General features: G+C 29.3%; 16 protein-coding genes and 1 pseudogene. 7 read left to right on the plus strand and 10 right to left on the minus strand.

Going from position 1 to position 16,010, the window contains the following annotated elements; translation table 11 throughout:
- Positions 1 to 212 precede the first annotated feature (212 nt).
- Both KPL51_RS12480 and KPL51_RS24510 read left to right on the plus strand, forming a co-directional pair.
- Positions 213 to 728, plus strand: coding sequence for a 2'-5' RNA ligase family protein (locus KPL51_RS12480; protein WP_216161866.1), 516 nt, complete (start codon positions 213 to 215; stop codon positions 726 to 728).
- Positions 729 to 991: 263 nt separating this feature from the next.
- Positions 992 to 1,243: pseudogene (locus tag KPL51_RS24510) on the plus strand (DUF3139 domain-containing protein); the annotation flags it as partial.
- Positions 1,244 to 1,389: 146 nt separating this feature from the next.
- Here the strand turns inward: KPL51_RS24510 and KPL51_RS12490 are convergent.
- The 8 genes from KPL51_RS12490 to KPL51_RS12525 form a co-directional block, all read right to left on the minus strand.
- Positions 1,390 to 1,917 carry a hypothetical protein gene (locus tag KPL51_RS12490; protein ID WP_216161869.1) on the minus strand — a complete coding sequence of 176 codons (528 nt, stop codon included), beginning with the start codon at positions 1,915 to 1,917 and terminating at the stop codon, positions 1,390 to 1,392.
- 148 nt (positions 1,918 to 2,065) lie between these two features.
- Positions 2,066 to 2,965, minus strand: a complete 900-nt coding sequence (locus KPL51_RS12495; RefSeq protein WP_216161872.1) for a hypothetical protein — start codon at positions 2,963 to 2,965, stop codon at positions 2,066 to 2,068.
- A gap of 569 nt (positions 2,966 to 3,534) precedes the next feature.
- Positions 3,535 to 3,717 carry an RCC1-like domain-containing protein gene (locus KPL51_RS24305; protein WP_312888630.1) on the minus strand — a complete coding sequence of 61 codons (183 nt, stop codon included), beginning with the start codon at positions 3,715 to 3,717 and terminating at the stop codon, positions 3,535 to 3,537.
- A 446-nt stretch (positions 3,718 to 4,163) separates the two neighbouring features.
- Entirely contained in the window at positions 4,164 to 4,526 is a 363-nt protein-coding gene (locus KPL51_RS12505; RefSeq protein WP_216161875.1) for a hypothetical protein, read from the minus strand.
- 4 nt (positions 4,527 to 4,530) lie between these two features.
- Positions 4,531 to 5,334, minus strand: a complete 804-nt coding sequence (locus KPL51_RS12510; protein ID WP_216161878.1) for a prolipoprotein diacylglyceryl transferase — start codon at positions 5,332 to 5,334, stop codon at positions 4,531 to 4,533.
- A 16-nt stretch (positions 5,335 to 5,350) separates the two neighbouring features.
- The gene (locus tag KPL51_RS12515) at positions 5,351 to 5,818 is read right to left on the minus strand and encodes a DUF4395 family protein (protein WP_216161882.1); all 468 of its coding nucleotides are present in this window, start codon (positions 5,816 to 5,818) and stop codon (positions 5,351 to 5,353) included.
- Between the two features lie 51 nt (positions 5,819 to 5,869).
- The gene (locus KPL51_RS12520) at positions 5,870 to 6,478 is read right to left on the minus strand and encodes a methyltransferase family protein (RefSeq protein WP_216161886.1); all 609 of its coding nucleotides are present in this window, start codon (positions 6,476 to 6,478) and stop codon (positions 5,870 to 5,872) included.
- Entirely contained in the window at positions 6,478 to 7,860 is a 1,383-nt protein-coding gene (locus KPL51_RS12525; protein WP_216161889.1) for a radical SAM protein, read from the minus strand. The genes KPL51_RS12520 and KPL51_RS12525 overlap by 1 nt, the downstream gene beginning before the upstream one ends.
- Positions 7,861 to 8,175: 315 nt before the next feature.
- On the opposite strand from KPL51_RS12525, the gene KPL51_RS12530 reads away from it, so the two are divergent.
- From KPL51_RS12530 to KPL51_RS12550, 5 genes are all read left to right on the plus strand, one after another.
- Positions 8,176 to 8,322, plus strand: coding sequence for a hypothetical protein (locus KPL51_RS12530; RefSeq protein ID WP_216161893.1), 147 nt, complete (start codon positions 8,176 to 8,178; stop codon positions 8,320 to 8,322).
- Positions 8,323 to 8,395: 73 nt separating this feature from the next.
- Positions 8,396 to 8,926 carry an amidase domain-containing protein gene (locus KPL51_RS12535; protein WP_216161896.1) on the plus strand — a complete coding sequence of 177 codons (531 nt, stop codon included), beginning with the start codon at positions 8,396 to 8,398 and terminating at the stop codon, positions 8,924 to 8,926.
- Positions 8,927 to 9,044: 118 nt separating this feature from the next.
- On the plus strand, positions 9,045 to 10,049 hold the full coding sequence (locus tag KPL51_RS12540) for a LacI family DNA-binding transcriptional regulator (RefSeq protein ID WP_216161899.1): 1,005 nt from the start codon (positions 9,045 to 9,047) through the stop codon (positions 10,047 to 10,049).
- Positions 10,050 to 10,074: 25 nt separating this feature from the next.
- A complete protein-coding gene (locus tag KPL51_RS12545; RefSeq protein WP_216161903.1) occupies positions 10,075 to 11,829 on the plus strand; it encodes an ABC transporter ATP-binding protein in 1,755 nt (584 codons plus the stop codon).
- On the plus strand, positions 11,768 to 13,567 hold the full coding sequence (locus KPL51_RS12550; RefSeq protein WP_216161906.1) for an ABC transporter ATP-binding protein: 1,800 nt from the start codon (positions 11,768 to 11,770) through the stop codon (positions 13,565 to 13,567). Before KPL51_RS12545 ends, KPL51_RS12550 begins: the two co-directional genes overlap by 62 nt.
- A 56-nt stretch (positions 13,568 to 13,623) precedes the next feature.
- On the opposite strand, the gene KPL51_RS12555 is transcribed toward KPL51_RS12550, so the two are convergent.
- A complete protein-coding gene (locus KPL51_RS12555; protein WP_216161909.1) occupies positions 13,624 to 15,111 on the minus strand; it encodes a sensor histidine kinase in 1,488 nt (495 codons plus the stop codon).
- Entirely contained in the window at positions 15,101 to 15,787 is a 687-nt protein-coding gene (locus KPL51_RS12560) for a response regulator transcription factor (RefSeq protein WP_216161912.1), read from the minus strand. The genes KPL51_RS12555 and KPL51_RS12560 overlap by 11 nt, the downstream gene beginning before the upstream one ends.
- Between the last annotated feature and the right edge of the window lie 223 nt (positions 15,788 to 16,010).

Raw genomic sequence — 16,010 nt, forward strand, 5'->3', positions numbered from 1 at the left:
ATTCTATATTTAAATCCTTTTAACATAGATAAATTCACCTTCTTTCTATAAGTTAATTATACCATTTAAACGCAGTGGTATCAACACTTAGTATGTATAATTTACTTATATTTTATACAATAATACTTAATGCCACTAACTCATGACTGAAGTCACGAGAGTGCGTGGCGAAATCTTCAATAGTGGTATAGTGAAAATCATCACCATTGCAATTGTCAGAATTCAAAAAAATATGGAAGTATTTAAGTGAAACTAATATTACACAATATGGTGTAAAGAAAAAAGGCAATAGACCACATATTACTATTGCTGATTATGATAATTTAGAGAAAGATATATTTGTGGACTTACTTAATAAATTCTATGCGGACAAGCCAAAAATAGACATATCTCTAAATATATTAGGTACTTTTATTAACACTGGAACTTTATTTCTTGCACCGACCTTATCAACTGAATTACTTGATTTCCATAGTAACCATCATACCTATTTTAAAGAATTTAATGAAAATAAAGAATCATTTTATCTTCCTGGCAAGTGGAGTCCACATTGCACAATCGCAAGCAGATTAAGTGATGATAATATGATACAAGCATTTAGTTATTATATCAATAACTCAAACAAAACTTCTGGGAAATTAAGTGAGATTGCCCTCATAGAAGTTGAACTTAATGATGCTGGGATAGCAATAAAAGATACCGTTGTTTTTACAAAGGTACTCAAATAATTAGAGAAATAATGGCAATAAATCCGGTCCATAATCCAAAGAAGTTGGTGAAAGAGGTATTTTGCTTTTGGGTGGAGAACATCAAAGGTTGGCATGAACCATACTTGTTTTTAATTTTTTATGATACTATAGTTATAACAAAGGGAAAAGGTGGTTGTTAAAAATGTACAAAAGAGGTTTAATTATAGCTATTTTTATGCTTTTAACAAGTTACACAGTATATTCTTTTCCAATTCAAAAACATTTAGCAGAAAAAAAACTTTGAAAAATATCTAATCCTTCAAGGAATTGACAAGGAAAATATTCAATCTAAAAAAATATTTAAAGATTATAAACAATCTGGTTATAATATTGACGTAGTATATAAAGATGATTCAAATTATATGTATTCTTACTGGTATAGCCCCTCGTCAGATTCTTTTAAATACAATATATTATGTGCTGTTTATAATAAGCAAAATGTTTCTGTTGAAATAAACCACGAAAAGATTAAATACCCACCTCTAGATTTTTAGCTCCTTTGTATATCTTATTATTTCAATATTTCCACTAAAAATAATAATTGTTTAATTTAATATGTAACGATATTTGAGAAAGATGGGGTTACAATCCCATTCTATGATCGCATAAATTCACCACTTAACATTTTTAACAATTACAATTAAACAGTTTTTGATATAACCATACATCGGGGTTCATCAAACGCCAAACTATTAAATACTTTCTCTATATCTACAACTTTTAAACTATCAATATCATAGTAGTATATAGTTGGTTTTTTACATTCATCCATCCAAGTGGACCACAATTCTACTTCATATCCTACCTTCATATTATCTTTAAAATAATTAATCAAGTCATTTGCTCTTTTATCTGTATATCTCCAATCCAATGTATATATATTGCTTTTATTTGTATACCATTCAATATAATCACATTTTAGACCTTTAGAGATTTGTATTTCCTGAAGGCTTTCTTCTGAATCAGCAACAATGGTATCTGCTTCCTCAGGATGACAAGGTATTAATAAATCAGGGGAATTTCTATCTCTATCATTTGTATAATAATAAATTATTCCCTCGTCATCAACATCAATTTTAACTCCTTCTTTAAATTTAAAATATTTTGTTTTGATATTATCTACAAATGGCATTGAAAAATCAGATGCAATAAACATATATAAACTCATAAAAACAACTCCTTCACATATCTACTTACCTGCATTATATATATACATTATTTATTTAATGTATGCTTTTATGTAATACCGATACACGCTAAATACATGTAAATCGCTGCAATACCATAAATACCTCTAGATTGTGATAATTATTATATTATACCTGATTCTTGCTTTTTTCAATAACAGTTGGCTCTATTTCCTTTTTATCCATTTGTAAAATAGTATTTTTATAATTTTCCGCTGCTTCCTCTTTTTCTTTTAATAAATTAACAACTCTCTCATTAAATCTTTCTTGCAATTCTTGTATCTTAAATTGTTGTTCCTCTTTTAATTTTAAAAGTTCTTTGTCCTTTTCGAAGCTTGTTCGCTCCTTCTGCATTTCAATATCCTGCTTAGTTTTAATTTGAAGATCCTCTATTTTATTTTTATTCATTTGCACTAGCTCTTCTATATTGTTAATCAATCTAGCTGATTCACTATTTTTACTTGACAATTCATTTTTCAATTGCATATTTTCATTTATTGATCCTTCTAAGTCTATTTTAAGTTTTATAATCTCATCTTTATATTTAATGTACTTTTCAATGTTATCTGTTAGCTTTATTATTTTTTCTTCTTGCATATTATTAAGGCTCTTCAAGCTCTTAATATTTTCTTGTAGTTCTTTAATTATACCTTTCGCATCTGATTGCTCTTTTTCCAGTGTTATTATTTTCTTATTTTCTTCTTTAATGAATGTAACTTCCTCTTTTAGTTTTTCAGTATCCTTATTACTGTCTATTAGCTCATTTCTATGAATGTTTTTTACCTCTAAGGCTTTAATATTATTTCTTTCCACTATGTTTATATAAATATCCGCAATTCTACTGGTTATTGTCTGTAACTCTTTTATATCCTCGGACATATTACTGTCTTCTTCTCTTGCTCTATTTAATTCGTAGTATTTAACTACTTGTTCCATGAGTTCCTTATTGTTTATTCCTTCACTCTGAGCGAGTTCATTAAATTTTTGCTTTAATTCATCACTTATTCTTACACTTAATATTGCATCCATTGTTAACTTCCTCTCTGATACTAGTATTTGGCGCAGATTATAGGCTAAATTCAACTTCTATCATAAATAAATAGCATTTTAACTTATAAATTAACTTCTGCCTGTTTAAAATATTTCAAAAGACTATATTTGCTAGTATATTTAGTTTTATTCTTTTTTTTATATAAATTGTTAAAAATTATTTAAAATAATACGATGATATTATATTGTAAACTTATGTATACTATTGAAAACAGTAAGTTTATATTTGTATACTTAATGTTTACAATACAAGTATACCATATATTTTTAAAAAATACATATAAAATTAGTAAAAAAGCGGGATTTAAAGTAAAAACAAAACCATTCAATATAACTTTTATTATATTGAATGGTTTTGTTAGTGGTTATAATTATAATTTTTATAAATTAACAGTTAATAATATATAATATAAATTATTAAGTACTGAAAATATGTTCAGTAATATATATAATTTTATATTCAAAAAGAGGTAGAGACATAAAATATAAGCCATGTGAGGTAAATTGGCGCATGTCTTTCAATATTATATGTATTATTAATATTGAAACTAATTTGCGGGCAGTTGAATGCCACCCCAACCTCTTACATCGCATTGACCATATTCATTATCACCCACAGCAACCACCGTGCCGTCCGATTTAAGGCCGAGATCATGACGACGACCCGCCGTTAGGGTATCTTTGGGTTTTCTTTCTTGCCATTTCCTATTGATATCAAAGCATTCATTAATTGCATCGCTAGGTTATATATTGGTTAATTTTGTTGTATTTCTAGGTAATTGTGAACTATACTGTGAACTATCCTTATAACTTTTAGTATAGGTATTTTTGCCTATCCACCCGAAAAGGTAAGTTAGTGTATTTTATATCGGAGGTAGACTACAAGTAAGTATTTTTAACTACTCCTACTAAAAAGGTGGGATAGGCAGATTAATCATTTGGTACTATTTTAAATTTAGCTGATTCAAGAATAATTGCATCCATGTCAATAGACTTCGATTTTGTATTAAATCCAATGATTATATGCACTAATAAGGTGATACGTATTTTTGACTGATTAAAGGTACATGAATAAAACCAGCAGAGTTATCTCCTGCTGGTTTTATTTTTAATAGCTAATTTTTCACTTCTTATTAAATATTATTGTATCAGTGATAATAATTTAGTGGCACCTATTTTATAATCCATTTAAAGACACAAAACATGCACCAAAAAGTAAGAATATCAATGTTATAGGTATGACTATTGCAAGAAGTATTTTACCCGCTATTGGGTGTGTTCGTCGTATAAACCTAACTGACAAAAATGTTGAACTAGATATTAAAATTAACGAAATAATAGAAACTATTCCTGCTTTTCCAATATAGAGTGTCGCCACCATGGTTATAATAAGTAAAACAGATAATCCTAAACCTAAAAAGATATCCCCCCAAGGACTTTTTTTAGGCAGTGTATTAAAACTAGGTTCTTTATAATTTAAAAAATCTTGTACATTTAAGTTGTTGTTAGATTTTTGATTTTCAGGATTTTCATTACTCATATTGCTACACTTCCCTTCTCATAAATCTAGAAAATAAATACTTCCTGTTAATAAAGATTAATCCTACTATACAAAGTATCTGAAAGTCTGTTAGAAAAATAAAAGATACTTTCTCAACTCGTATAAATTCTAAGAAGAATCTGAAACTAAGATAACCATTTAAAAAAATAGAGTAAAGTTGTCCTGGTCTTACTCCTTTTCTTTTCCTAATAGATAAATAAATTGCCATAGCAAGATCAAATATTATTTCATATATTTGAGTAGGATGTCTTAATATATGATCACCAAAATCAATGCCCCATGGTAAATATGTTTCCTTCCCATAACAACAACCTCTGAGTACACACCCTACTCTTCCGATTGCCATGGCTACTGCAATTGGGATAGCTAATTGATTGCCCATTCTCTCCTTTATATTAAATATTCGCTTTGCTATTAATATGCTAACCATTCCACCAATTAATCCACCAACAATAGTTCTCCCTTGTAGCACAGCATTAAGCGAGTTAGCATTAGAGTTAATTTTATCCCAGTACATAAATATAAGTGGTAATTTTGCACCTATCGTTCCACCAACTATACCAAATAAGGCAATGTAAAAAGCATTTGAACTTTTAATACCATCTTTTCTAAGCTGCCATATATATATTGAAATCCCTGCCAGTAGTGCTAAAAATAACATTACCGGGTAGGCTTCAATGGGAAAGTTACCTATTTTAAAAAGCACAGGCTTTATACCCCAGGCTTCATTTGGAGTAGGTGTTATTGGAAAAGGTAGAGATTTAAACAAACCATTTTGACTAAACATCATTTCACACCCTATCCTATTTTATCTTACACTGTTTTACTTTTTTACCAATTCTGCAGCATTGTCCCTTGGGGTTATTAAGACAACTATAAAGTTTCATAGCACCACAAAATCCAAAAGATGCTGATGTCTTTAAAATGGCCAATACACCGGTTAATATCCAACCTATTAAAGGATGGATAAAATATAGAAACATGAGCGCTATTCCAGACATTGTTGCTCCTACTATATGAGCAAAACAAACTGCTTTTTCATCTAAAATTTCAATCTTAGATGGATATATCCTATTAATTGTATGAGTATAAAGAAAGACTAAAGGAGCATCCTTAACTTTGAATATTGCTGACAATATGAGTATTGAAAACCCTAATACTACTAATAACTTATTTTGAAATATCAATGCTAGCCAAAATATTGAGGCCATTGTATATTTACAAAAATTGAATGCTGCATGAGAAACCGCAACAGGTCTACACTCTTTCATATAATCATCCCTTCTTCCATATAATTTAAAATCATCCTGATAGCTTACTCATTATTTTTTTATTATTTTAGGAAAAAACATGCCTGTTCTTTTTTTATATTCGTTATATTCAGAAAAAGCCTGAATTAATAATGTCTCTTCTTGCTTTGCCCTATAATACATAAAAGGTATAAATATAAATGTAACTGCCAGAAAACATAAGATATTTCTATATACTAAAACTGCACCATAGAACATTAGCATAATGGAACTGTATAGTGGATGCCTAACTATTTTGTACATTCCCTTTTGAACTAAGGTATGTTCTTCATATATTTTTATATGGTTAGCCCAATTTCTACCCAAATTAAATCTACCAATTATATTCATAATACAACCACAAACAATTGCGATTGTTCCTATGGTAATAACAATATGTTTTAAGTTATTGTCATATATTGGAACTATACCTATTTTAGTCATAAGAATCAAATAAAAAGCAAATAAAAATAATGTCATTGTACCAGTTTCTACTATAGACTTCTTTTCGCGTTTAATATGATCATCTCTCGTATATAATGTAAAGTCTATAAGAATTGAAACAAATAGCCCTACTACACTTATACATATAATTAGCTGGATTATAAATGAGAATGCATCTGGGATTTTAAATTGTAACATTATATGCACCCATTTCTATGAATAATGTTATAAGCTGAAAATGGTATCTTTCGTAGATCTTTTGTTACCACATGAACACATTCTTTTTGCATTGATCTTGTATCAAAATTATAAGCATCTACAAACGAACTTACACTTACTCTAAATGTGTTTTCATCGACATATTCCATCTTCTTTACTTTTGATTTCATAAAAAAGTTTATTGGGACAATTTGTCTAAAGTCTTTTAGAAATTTGAAGCATTCACAAGTGGTTTTTATATCAGTAATGCTTCCACCTGCATTTTTTAACGCATCTTCAATAGTAAATACAAAAGTATTATTAATAAGATGAAGATAATCCTTTATCTTTGCATTTCTTGTTATTGGTATAAATCCACCCTTTGATGTTTTGTACATATATGTGATTGCTACTCTTTCAGAGTCGCAAGGAAGTGGGATAAAGTCATCCATTTTAAGCATTCCTGCAGATTGAGCCTCCATCCGCTTTAATATACCTGAAAGTGTAATTCTATTAGTCCTATCAATACCGTCAGTTCTACCAAAGAAAGCGGATGGTTGAAAATTGATACCACGAACATATGGTGTATTAATACCAAAAGTAAATATCTCACCTACTTCATCATCATTTACTCCAGCAGTAATTGTAGAAACCAAAGTTGTAGGAATTTTATATTTTAATAAATTTGCCAAAGCTTTTTTCTTAATAGGCAAAAGATTTTTACCTCTTAAAGTATTGTAAGTGGATTCCTTAAAGCCATCAAATTGAAGATAAACTTCAAAACCTCCTACAAACTGCTGTAACTGATTAGCGAACTCTTCATCTTCAGCTATTCTTATTCCATTTGTATTTAACATTACATATTTAAAGTTCTTTGATTTAGCCATTCTTATAATTTCTATAATATTGGGATGAATAGTTGGCTCTCCTCCACTTATTTGTAATATTTCACCTTGACCATATTCTGAATCTATAAAAAAGTCCATCATTTTTTCTATTTGGTCTAATGAAAAAAACTCTCCTTCACCTGCATTTGCAAAACATAATGGACACCTAAGATTACACTTTGTAGTTATTTCTATTAATGCTATGCACCCATGTTGGTCATGTTGGGGGCATGTTCCCGATGTACCGCAATCATAGGGGCATCCTTTTTCTACTTTTGAATAAACCTTCATTGGGGTTCCTGGTTTATCGTATTGCTTTTTCTTTAAATGATAATCAGCTACTTCCTCCAGTAACTCCATTTGTTCTCCGTGAGTAGGACAATATTTTAGTAAGTAGACACTTTTTTCCTTTAAAATAACCTTTGCAGGGATTATTTGAAGGCATTCTGGACACAAACTATTTGTATATTCATAAAAAATATAGTCTCTGTTCATTAAATTACCCCTCTCTATTTATATAATTAATGAATATTGTAATTGTTACAATATTCAATATATTTAAATTATACACAAAATTAATTTATATATCAAATTATAAACATAATATTTGATTCCCTAATTTGCTAATACTTTGATATAAAGCTGCATTCCAATGAATATTCACTACTTCAATTTTATGGATTTGTTTGCATATTTAGTATATGATTGCTATTGTATGTCAATTCGAGTCATGTAGTAGTAATGTCCTATTTATTCTGTTAAGATATTTAATAATAGTGTTTTAAACATGTATCATGGCGATTTGCGTCATTGTCATTATTTAAATGTAGAGCCTTAGGCAATATTAAAAAACTGCAAAAACAAATGTATTTATCGAAAGAACTTCAAAAGGATAATAACTTTATAGGACCTAAAATTATTAAACTATTAAATGTAAGTGTGGCTGGGATAGAATAAATTTTGGCTTTTTATGAACATTACCTATAGTTTTAACATAGAATTTAATAATAATAATTTTATGGAGAGTAGCATGGACCTTTTTAGAACAAATCAATATTCAAGAATAAATGCTGTTAATTATGCAAAGACCTTTGCATTGCATCCCAATCCTAGCTTTAGATACTTCCCTCTTATTAATAATGAGACTAGTGGGGACTGTGCAAACTTTATATCTCAGTGTCTACTAGCTGGTGGAGCACCTATGATATTTAATGGTACACATCCATGGTGGTACAATAAGGCTAATACTTTCATCACAAAGGATGATACCTGGTCTGTTACCTGGACGGTAGCGAATTCCCTTTATTGGACTTTAAAAGTTAATCAACAAGCTAAATCTCGTAGAATTAAAGGCCTTGAAATATATGATGTTAGCCTTCTTGAATTAGGGGATTTGATATTTTTCGAAGATGATAAGGGGAACATATTTCACTCTACTATTGTTACCTCGTTTAGAGATTCACAACCTTTAGTATCTCATCATTCTTTTGAGGCTTTGAATATATATTATAAAAATTCTTGGTCAGCTGAGCATGTGCATTACTTGAAAATAAGTTTATAAAACAAAAACAATGTTACAAATTAAATTTTGTAACGTTGTTTTTATTTTATTTAAACGTTGTATTATAACTCAATTTTACTTATAATAGTATTAGATCATAAATTTGGAGGCGAGTTATTTGAGTAATAAAATTACAATATCAGATATAGCCTTTGCCTTAGATATCTCAGCTATATCTGTAAGCAGGGCACTATCGGGAAAAATTGGAGTCGGGGAAGAATTAAGAGAAAAAATTATGCTTAAAGCAAAAGAAATGGGATATATAAAGTCAATAAAGAAAAATTCTTACAAAATTTTGGTGCTTCATCAAAGGCCTCTTACACATGACAATAGCAATTTTGCTTATATGATACAGGGAATGCAGCGGGCTCTTCAAAATATGGATATATCATATCACACAGAATTCGTTGATAAAAATAACCAAGATGAAATGAAACCTCCATTAAAATTACTAAAAGAAAATAGTTTTAATGGCATAATTTTTATTGGGAGATTTAACGACGATTATATTGGTTTTTTAAAACAAAAAATTAGAAACCATATTTTTTATACTGGATATTCTCCTTCCTGTGACGTTGATAGTGTCTGGTTTAATTTCAATAATGGAGGATATAAACAATGTGAGTATTTAATTAAAAAAGGTCATGTGGATATTGGATTTTTAGGAAGGCGCAGTATTTTATTTAGAAATAAAGAAAAGGTACTTGGAATAACCTCTGCTCTTGAGGACTATAAAATACCTATTAGGAGTGAATTTTTTACATATATTGAGGAAGATTTCGAAGAGAATTTTGAAATATCAGTAATGAAATTACTTATTGCAAAAGATAGGCCTTCTGCAATAATATGTCAAGGAGACTTTATTGCTGTGAAATTGATTAATCTCCTTTATAAAAAGGGAATTAAAGTTCCAGAAGATATATCTATAATTAGTAGTGGAAATACTGAAATGGCATCACTAACACTACCTACCTTGACAACTTTGGATCTAAATATTGAATATTCCTGTGAAATAGCAGTTGAACTACTTTTAAAAAGGATTAATAACCCTGAAAAACCTTGTGAAAGTATAACCATTAACAGTAATTTAATTATAAGAGAATCTGTTAAGTGCTTATTTTAATTAAATTTATAAAGGAGAGAATTAAATGGGAAAGAGCATAATAGTAGAGTTTATTAAAAAACATAAGGTTTCATATATTATTGGCATTCTCTTTATGCTACTATCATCCTATATTCAATCGTTTTTCCCTAGAGTTTTAGGAAATACCATTGATATTTTGAGAATCGATAATTTTGATTTTAATAAGGTGAAAATTAAAATAGTATATATACTTTTAATTGCATTAGGTACTTTTATAAGCACTTATGTATGGCGAAATCAAATTATAGTAAATGCTAGAAATCTTGAATGCCATCTTCGTGAAAAATTATATAATCACTTTCTAAAACTTTCTTCAGAATTTTATAATAAAAGGAAAACCGGAGATTTAATCGCTTATGCTATAAATGATATTTCTGCCGTTAGAATGACTTTGGGGCCAGCCACAGCCATGCTAATAAATGGTATTGCTATCTTTAGTGTTTCTATATATTCTATGTCAAAGATTATAAGTCTTAAATTCACCTTGATGATTTTAATTCCAATTCCCTTTATCATATTTTTTATGTTGAAAATTGGGAAACTAGTTCAAAAGAGATTTAGAACGGTTCAAGAAAACTTCGCCTCTATATCTGGTAGAGTTCAAGAAAATATATATGGAATTCGAGTAATAAAGTCATATGTTCAGGAGGAGTCTGAGGCAGAGAAATTTGAAATATTAAATGATACAATGATGAATTCCAACATAAATATGGTAAAGATATCATCTTCCCTTTCCCCCGTAATTGAGATTTCATTCAGTATAAGCTTTGTTATAAATCTCATTATAGGCGGAAACATGGTGCTAAGTGGAGGTATAACCCTCGGAGATTTTATAGCTTTTAATGGATATTTAACTATGATCATGAGGCCTGTAATTTCTATAGGAAGAGTTATAAATATACTTCAAAGGGGCATGGCCTCAATAAAGAGATTGGAAGAAGTATTTAATGTTACCCCTAAAATTTTCGATGGAATTAAAATGATAAGCTCTGCAATTGAGGGTGAAATAGAATTTAAGAATTTAAGTTTTTCTTATAGTGAGTCTGATAAAACAGCACTTCAAAATATTAATCTTAAAATACCAAAGGGGTATACCATTGGTATCACAGGAAAGACAGGATCAGGTAAAACCACCCTAATAAGCCTATTATTAAAGCTTTATATCTCTTCTGGAGAAGAAATATTTATTGACTCAGTAGACATAAATGACTATTCCCTAGAAACACTTAGAACTAGTATTGGTTATGTACCACAAGATAACTTCTTGTTTTCTGCGTCAATTAAAGAAAATATAAAGTTTTTTAAGGATATATACACAGATGAGAACGTTAAAAAAGCTGCAGAAATAAGTTCAATATATGAAAGCATTATGGGTTTTCCAAAGGGATTCGACACCGTACTTGAGGAACGTGGTGTTAATCTATCTGGTGGTGAAAAACAACGAATCTCTATAGCTAGGGCTATTATTCGCGACCCAGCAATACTGATTTTAGATGACTCCCTTTCAGCAGTTGATACTATTACTGAATCAAAATTGCTTAAAAATATAAAGAAATCGAGAAGTGGTAAAACAACAATAATTGTTGCACATAGAATTTCTACAATAAAACATGCTGACTTTATTATAGTCATGGATGAAGGTAGGATCTGCGAAAGTGGAACTCATTACGAACTCATAAAGAAAGGAGGACTATACTATGAAACCTACAACTCCCAATATGAAGACCAGAAAAAAAAATCACAATGGGAAGCTTCATAAAATCAATAGTTTTAAAAGACTTTTATCCTTAACAAAACCATATATTAATAAGATAATTTTAGCAGCCTTATGTGTGACGATTGTAAATGCTGCAGAACTTTTAAAACCTTATATACTCAAGCTTGTTATTGATGATTTTTTGATAAAGAAAGTATCACAAAATGGTATATACTCCATAACATCTATGGGAATACTATATTTTATTGTTGTTGCTATTGGTGGTTTATCTTCTTTTACCCAAGTGAATTTAATTAATAAATCCGGTCAAGAAATTATGAGAAATTTAAGAAGCAGAGTATTTAGAACAATACAATTTCTTCCACTATCCTATCTTGATAAAACTTCTTCTGGAAGACTCATAACAAGAGCAACAAATGATGTGGAAGCAATGAGCGAAATGTATACGGATGTAATTATAAGTCTTTTTAAAGACGTTTTCTTACTTATAGGTATTGTTTATGCTATGCTTGCACTCGATGTAAAATTGGCTCTTATATCATTTTCTGTTGTTCCTATTATGTTTTTAATTGTTTTTTTATTAAAAAATAAGATCAGAAATAATTTCACCAAAATGAAAAGTCTAATAGGAAGAATTAATGGATTTATGGCTGAAAATATTTCAGGGATGAAAATCATACAAATATTTGCAGGAGAAAAAGAAAAGAATGATGAATTTTTAAAATTAAACGGAGAGTATTTAAAAAGCACATTATTTCAAGTCAGAATGAACAGTATATTAAGACCAGCAGCAGATATATTCCAAAGCCTTGCAGTAGCAATTATATTATGGTACTCCATGAGCAAAATCGCAAACCATACAATAGAGATAGGCGTACTTTTCGCTTTTACCACTTATATAAAACAATTTTTCAATCCAATTTCTGATCTTGCAGATAACTATACTACTATTCAATCCGCATTGGTTTCTGCTGAACGAATATTTGAACTCCTAGATGAAGAAGATTCACTTGAAGATTTAGATGAGGGTATGAGCATTGAACATTTACAGGGGGATATAGAATTTAAAAATGTATGGTTTTCCTATAATAGTTCAAATTGGATATTAAAGAATGTTTGTTTTAAAGTTAAAAAAGGAGAGACATTTGCTTTTATAGGAGAAACAGGAGCAGGAAAAACCACAATAATAAGCCTCATAAGTGGATTTTATAAAATACAAAAGGGTGAGATTTTAATAGATGGAATTAATATTAATGGTATAAAAAAGAGAGACTTAAGAAAACGTATATCTGTTGTGCTCCAAGATGTATTTTTATTTTCAGGAGATGTAAAATCTAATGTTACATTAAATGATAATATAAGCGAAAAAATTCTAATTAAGTCATTGAAAACTACTTGTGCCTTAGACTTTGTAAATGAGCTACCTGGTGGAATTCACTCTGCTGTTATGGAAAGAGGAGCAACCTTTTCTGCAGGTCAAAAGCAGCTTTTATCCTTTTCTAGAGCTCTTGCTCATTCACCATCTATATTTATATTAGATGAGGCTACAGCAAATATAGATACACATACTGAAAAGTTAATACAAAAGGTAATTGAAGAAATGGCACAGGATAGAACTACCCTTATTATTGCACATAGATTATCAACCATAAGGAATGCAGATAAAATAGTTGTGCTAAAACATGGAGAAATTATGGAAGTGGGCAACCATGATGAACTTATGGTTAATGGTGGATACTATAAAGATATGATTCAAGGCGAAATAAAGGTGGCAAATTAGCATAAAAAAATGATATGTAAAGTGTTTATTTTATCATTTTACATACCATTTTTTTATTATTGTTTTGTCAAAATAAAATAGAACTTAACTCCCCTTTCTGTGTTTTCTACTCCGCAGCTACCATCATGAAGCAACATTATATTTTTAACTATTGAAAGGCCTAGACCAGTGCCTCCAAGCTTTCTAGTCCTTGATTTATCTATTTTATAGAAATTATCCCATATCTTGTTTGTCTCAGAAATATCGATTTTATTTCCACTATTCTCCACTTCAACACAAATAGAATCTTCTCTATTTATCATAGTTACTATTATAGTTCCAGCATCAGCAGTATGCCTAATTGCATTAGTCATATAATTTGTTATTACTTGTTCTATTCTGTTCCAATCTGCATTTACCTTTATATCGCACACAAAATTCAATTCCAATTTAATATGCTTTTCGTTAAGTAGAGATGTGAATTTCTTAGTAACTGATTTTACTAGTTCATGAAGAAGAAAATCTTCTTTAATCAATTTGAAATTTCCCGATTCTAGTTGAGATAAATCCAACATATCAGATACTAAACTGTTCATTTTCCTAGATTCATCCATTATCACATCAATGAAATATTGTTTCTCTTCCCCTTCTAAAACATCATCATTAAGTGCTAGTGTATACCCTTCTATAAGAGTAATAGGTGTTTTAAGCTCATGAGAAACTGCGGCTACAAAATCTTTCCTCATTTCTGTTAATTTTTTTTCTTTTTCAATATCCTTTTCTAGTTGTGAGTTAGCATCTTTAAGTGAGGTTAATGATTCATTCAAATTTTCTGACAGAAGGTTAAGTGAGGTAGCCAAGGCACCTATTTCATCTTCACTTTTAACTATACATTTCTCTGTGAAATCAAGTTTTGCCATTTTGGATGCAGTTTTAGTTATTTTTATCAAGGGCTTTGCAATCATATTAGAGTATATAAAAGAAAGAAGTAGAATAGTAAATAGGGCACCTATATAAAAATACAAGTAAAATTCCTTTATAACTTGAACAGCTTCATTTACTGGCTGTAGTGAAGAAAAAGCATAAACAGTTTCATCTGTATTTTTATCATACAATATGCCTGCTATACTTACTGTCATATCACGGTTTTTTTTAGTAATAAAAATCATTGGTTTTCCTTCTTTTTTAAATTTATCAATACCTCCATTATTTTCAATTTCATCAGACATTATTTGGTGTATAATTATAACTGTCTTAGAGTCTTTTTTTTCATCTGCTGTTTTTGTAAGATATTTTAAAGCTCCTAAACTATCACTAATAATTATTTTATAAGTATTGTCTTCTTCAAAGGAACTAATTAAGCCAAACTTATCTTCCTCCTTTTGAAGCAAAACATACTGGTTTTTAAATTTTACAAGGTTATCTTGAAGATTGTCCTTTTTCCATCTAATATAAAACTGTTCAAAAAATGCAGATTGAACCACTAAATTAGTTGTTATAAAAATTGCAAAAACTATAGAGGTTATAGCAAAAAGTTTTGTTATAATGCTCTTTTTACTTTTCATTTTTCACCTCAAATTTATACCCCGCCCCCCTTATAGTTGCTATAAGGTAAGATTTTTCACCTAACTTTTCTCGTAATCTTTTGATAACAGTATCCACTGTTCTTAAATCCCCAAAATAGTCAATACCCCATAATGCATCTAATATTTTTTCTCTACTTAATACTATTCTTTTATTAATTATAAAATAATTCAATAGTTCAAATTCTTTCGGAGATAGATTAATTTCAATATTGTCTACGGTAACCTCATGGCTTAAATTATCAACTACTAAGCCATCAAAACTATTTTCAACCTTTGAAGATACCTCAGTGCCATAGGTTCTTCGTATAATGGCTTTTACTTTGGCAACTAATAGTTTTGGAACAAAAGGCTTTGTAATATAATGGTCTGTGCCTAATTCAAATCCTAATAATTGGTCATCTTCTTCAGATTTAGCCGTGAGCATTATAACGGGTATACTAGAGGTTTTCCTTATTTCCTTGCATACGTCCCACCCGTCCATAATAGGCATCATTACATCTAGGATAATCAAATCTACTTTATTCTTATTAAATATATCTACAGCTTCACTTCCATTTTCTGCTTGTAGAATATTGTACTTTTCTTTTCTTAAATAAATCGATACAAGATTTCTAATTCTCTCTTCATCATCTACTATTAAAATGGTTTCATTCATATAAATTTCCCCTTTATTATAAGCTTGTGAAAAACCAAGTTTATTTCTAAATAAAATATTAATTTCTAATTTCTATTATAATATAATACTACAAATAATCATAATTTAAATGTTTTACCAAACATAAAATTAATATGAAAACTTCCTCTGCAAAAGGAGGTTCGCAGAGGAAGCAGAAATTAGCATAATAAAATTGTATGTTTTTTAGAATCTTAATGCATAT

The sequence above is a fragment of the Clostridium bowmanii genome (genome assembly GCF_018861315.1).
GTDB classification, from domain to species: domain Bacteria; phylum Bacillota; class Clostridia; order Clostridiales; family Clostridiaceae; genus Clostridium_AD; species Clostridium_AD bowmanii.

Bases quoted from the DNA above. Each gene is read 5' to 3' on its own strand.
- KPL51_RS12490 (WP_216161869.1), bottom strand. From the start codon at position 1,917: ATGAGTTTATATATGTTTATTGCATCTGATTTTTCAATGCCATTTGTA.
- KPL51_RS12495 (WP_216161872.1), bottom strand. From the start codon at position 2,965: ATGGATGCAATATTAAGTGTAAGAATAAGTGATGAATTAAAGCAAAAA.
- KPL51_RS12505 (WP_216161875.1), bottom strand. From the start codon at position 4,526: ATGAGTAATGAAAATCCTGAAAATCAAAAATCTAACAACAACTTAAAT.
- KPL51_RS12510 (WP_216161878.1), bottom strand. From the start codon at position 5,334: ATGTTTAGTCAAAATGGTTTGTTTAAATCTCTACCTTTTCCAATAACA.
- KPL51_RS12515 (WP_216161882.1), bottom strand. From the start codon at position 5,818: ATGAAAGAGTGTAGACCTGTTGCGGTTTCTCATGCAGCATTCAATTTT.
- KPL51_RS12520 (WP_216161886.1), bottom strand. From the start codon at position 6,478: ATGTTACAATTTAAAATCCCAGATGCATTCTCATTTATAATCCAGCTA.
- KPL51_RS12525 (WP_216161889.1), bottom strand. From the start codon at position 7,860: ATGAACAGAGACTATATTTTTTATGAATATACAAATAGTTTGTGTCCA.
- KPL51_RS12535 (WP_216161896.1), top strand. From the start codon at position 8,396: ATGGACCTTTTTAGAACAAATCAATATTCAAGAATAAATGCTGTTAAT.
- KPL51_RS12545 (WP_216161903.1), top strand. From the start codon at position 10,075: ATGGGAAAGAGCATAATAGTAGAGTTTATTAAAAAACATAAGGTTTCA.
- KPL51_RS12550 (WP_216161906.1), top strand. From the start codon at position 11,768: ATGAAACCTACAACTCCCAATATGAAGACCAGAAAAAAAAATCACAAT.
- KPL51_RS12555 (WP_216161909.1), bottom strand. From the start codon at position 15,111: ATGAAAAGTAAAAAGAGCATTATAACAAAACTTTTTGCTATAACCTCT.
- KPL51_RS12560 (WP_216161912.1), bottom strand. From the start codon at position 15,787: ATGAATGAAACCATTTTAATAGTAGATGATGAAGAGAGAATTAGAAAT.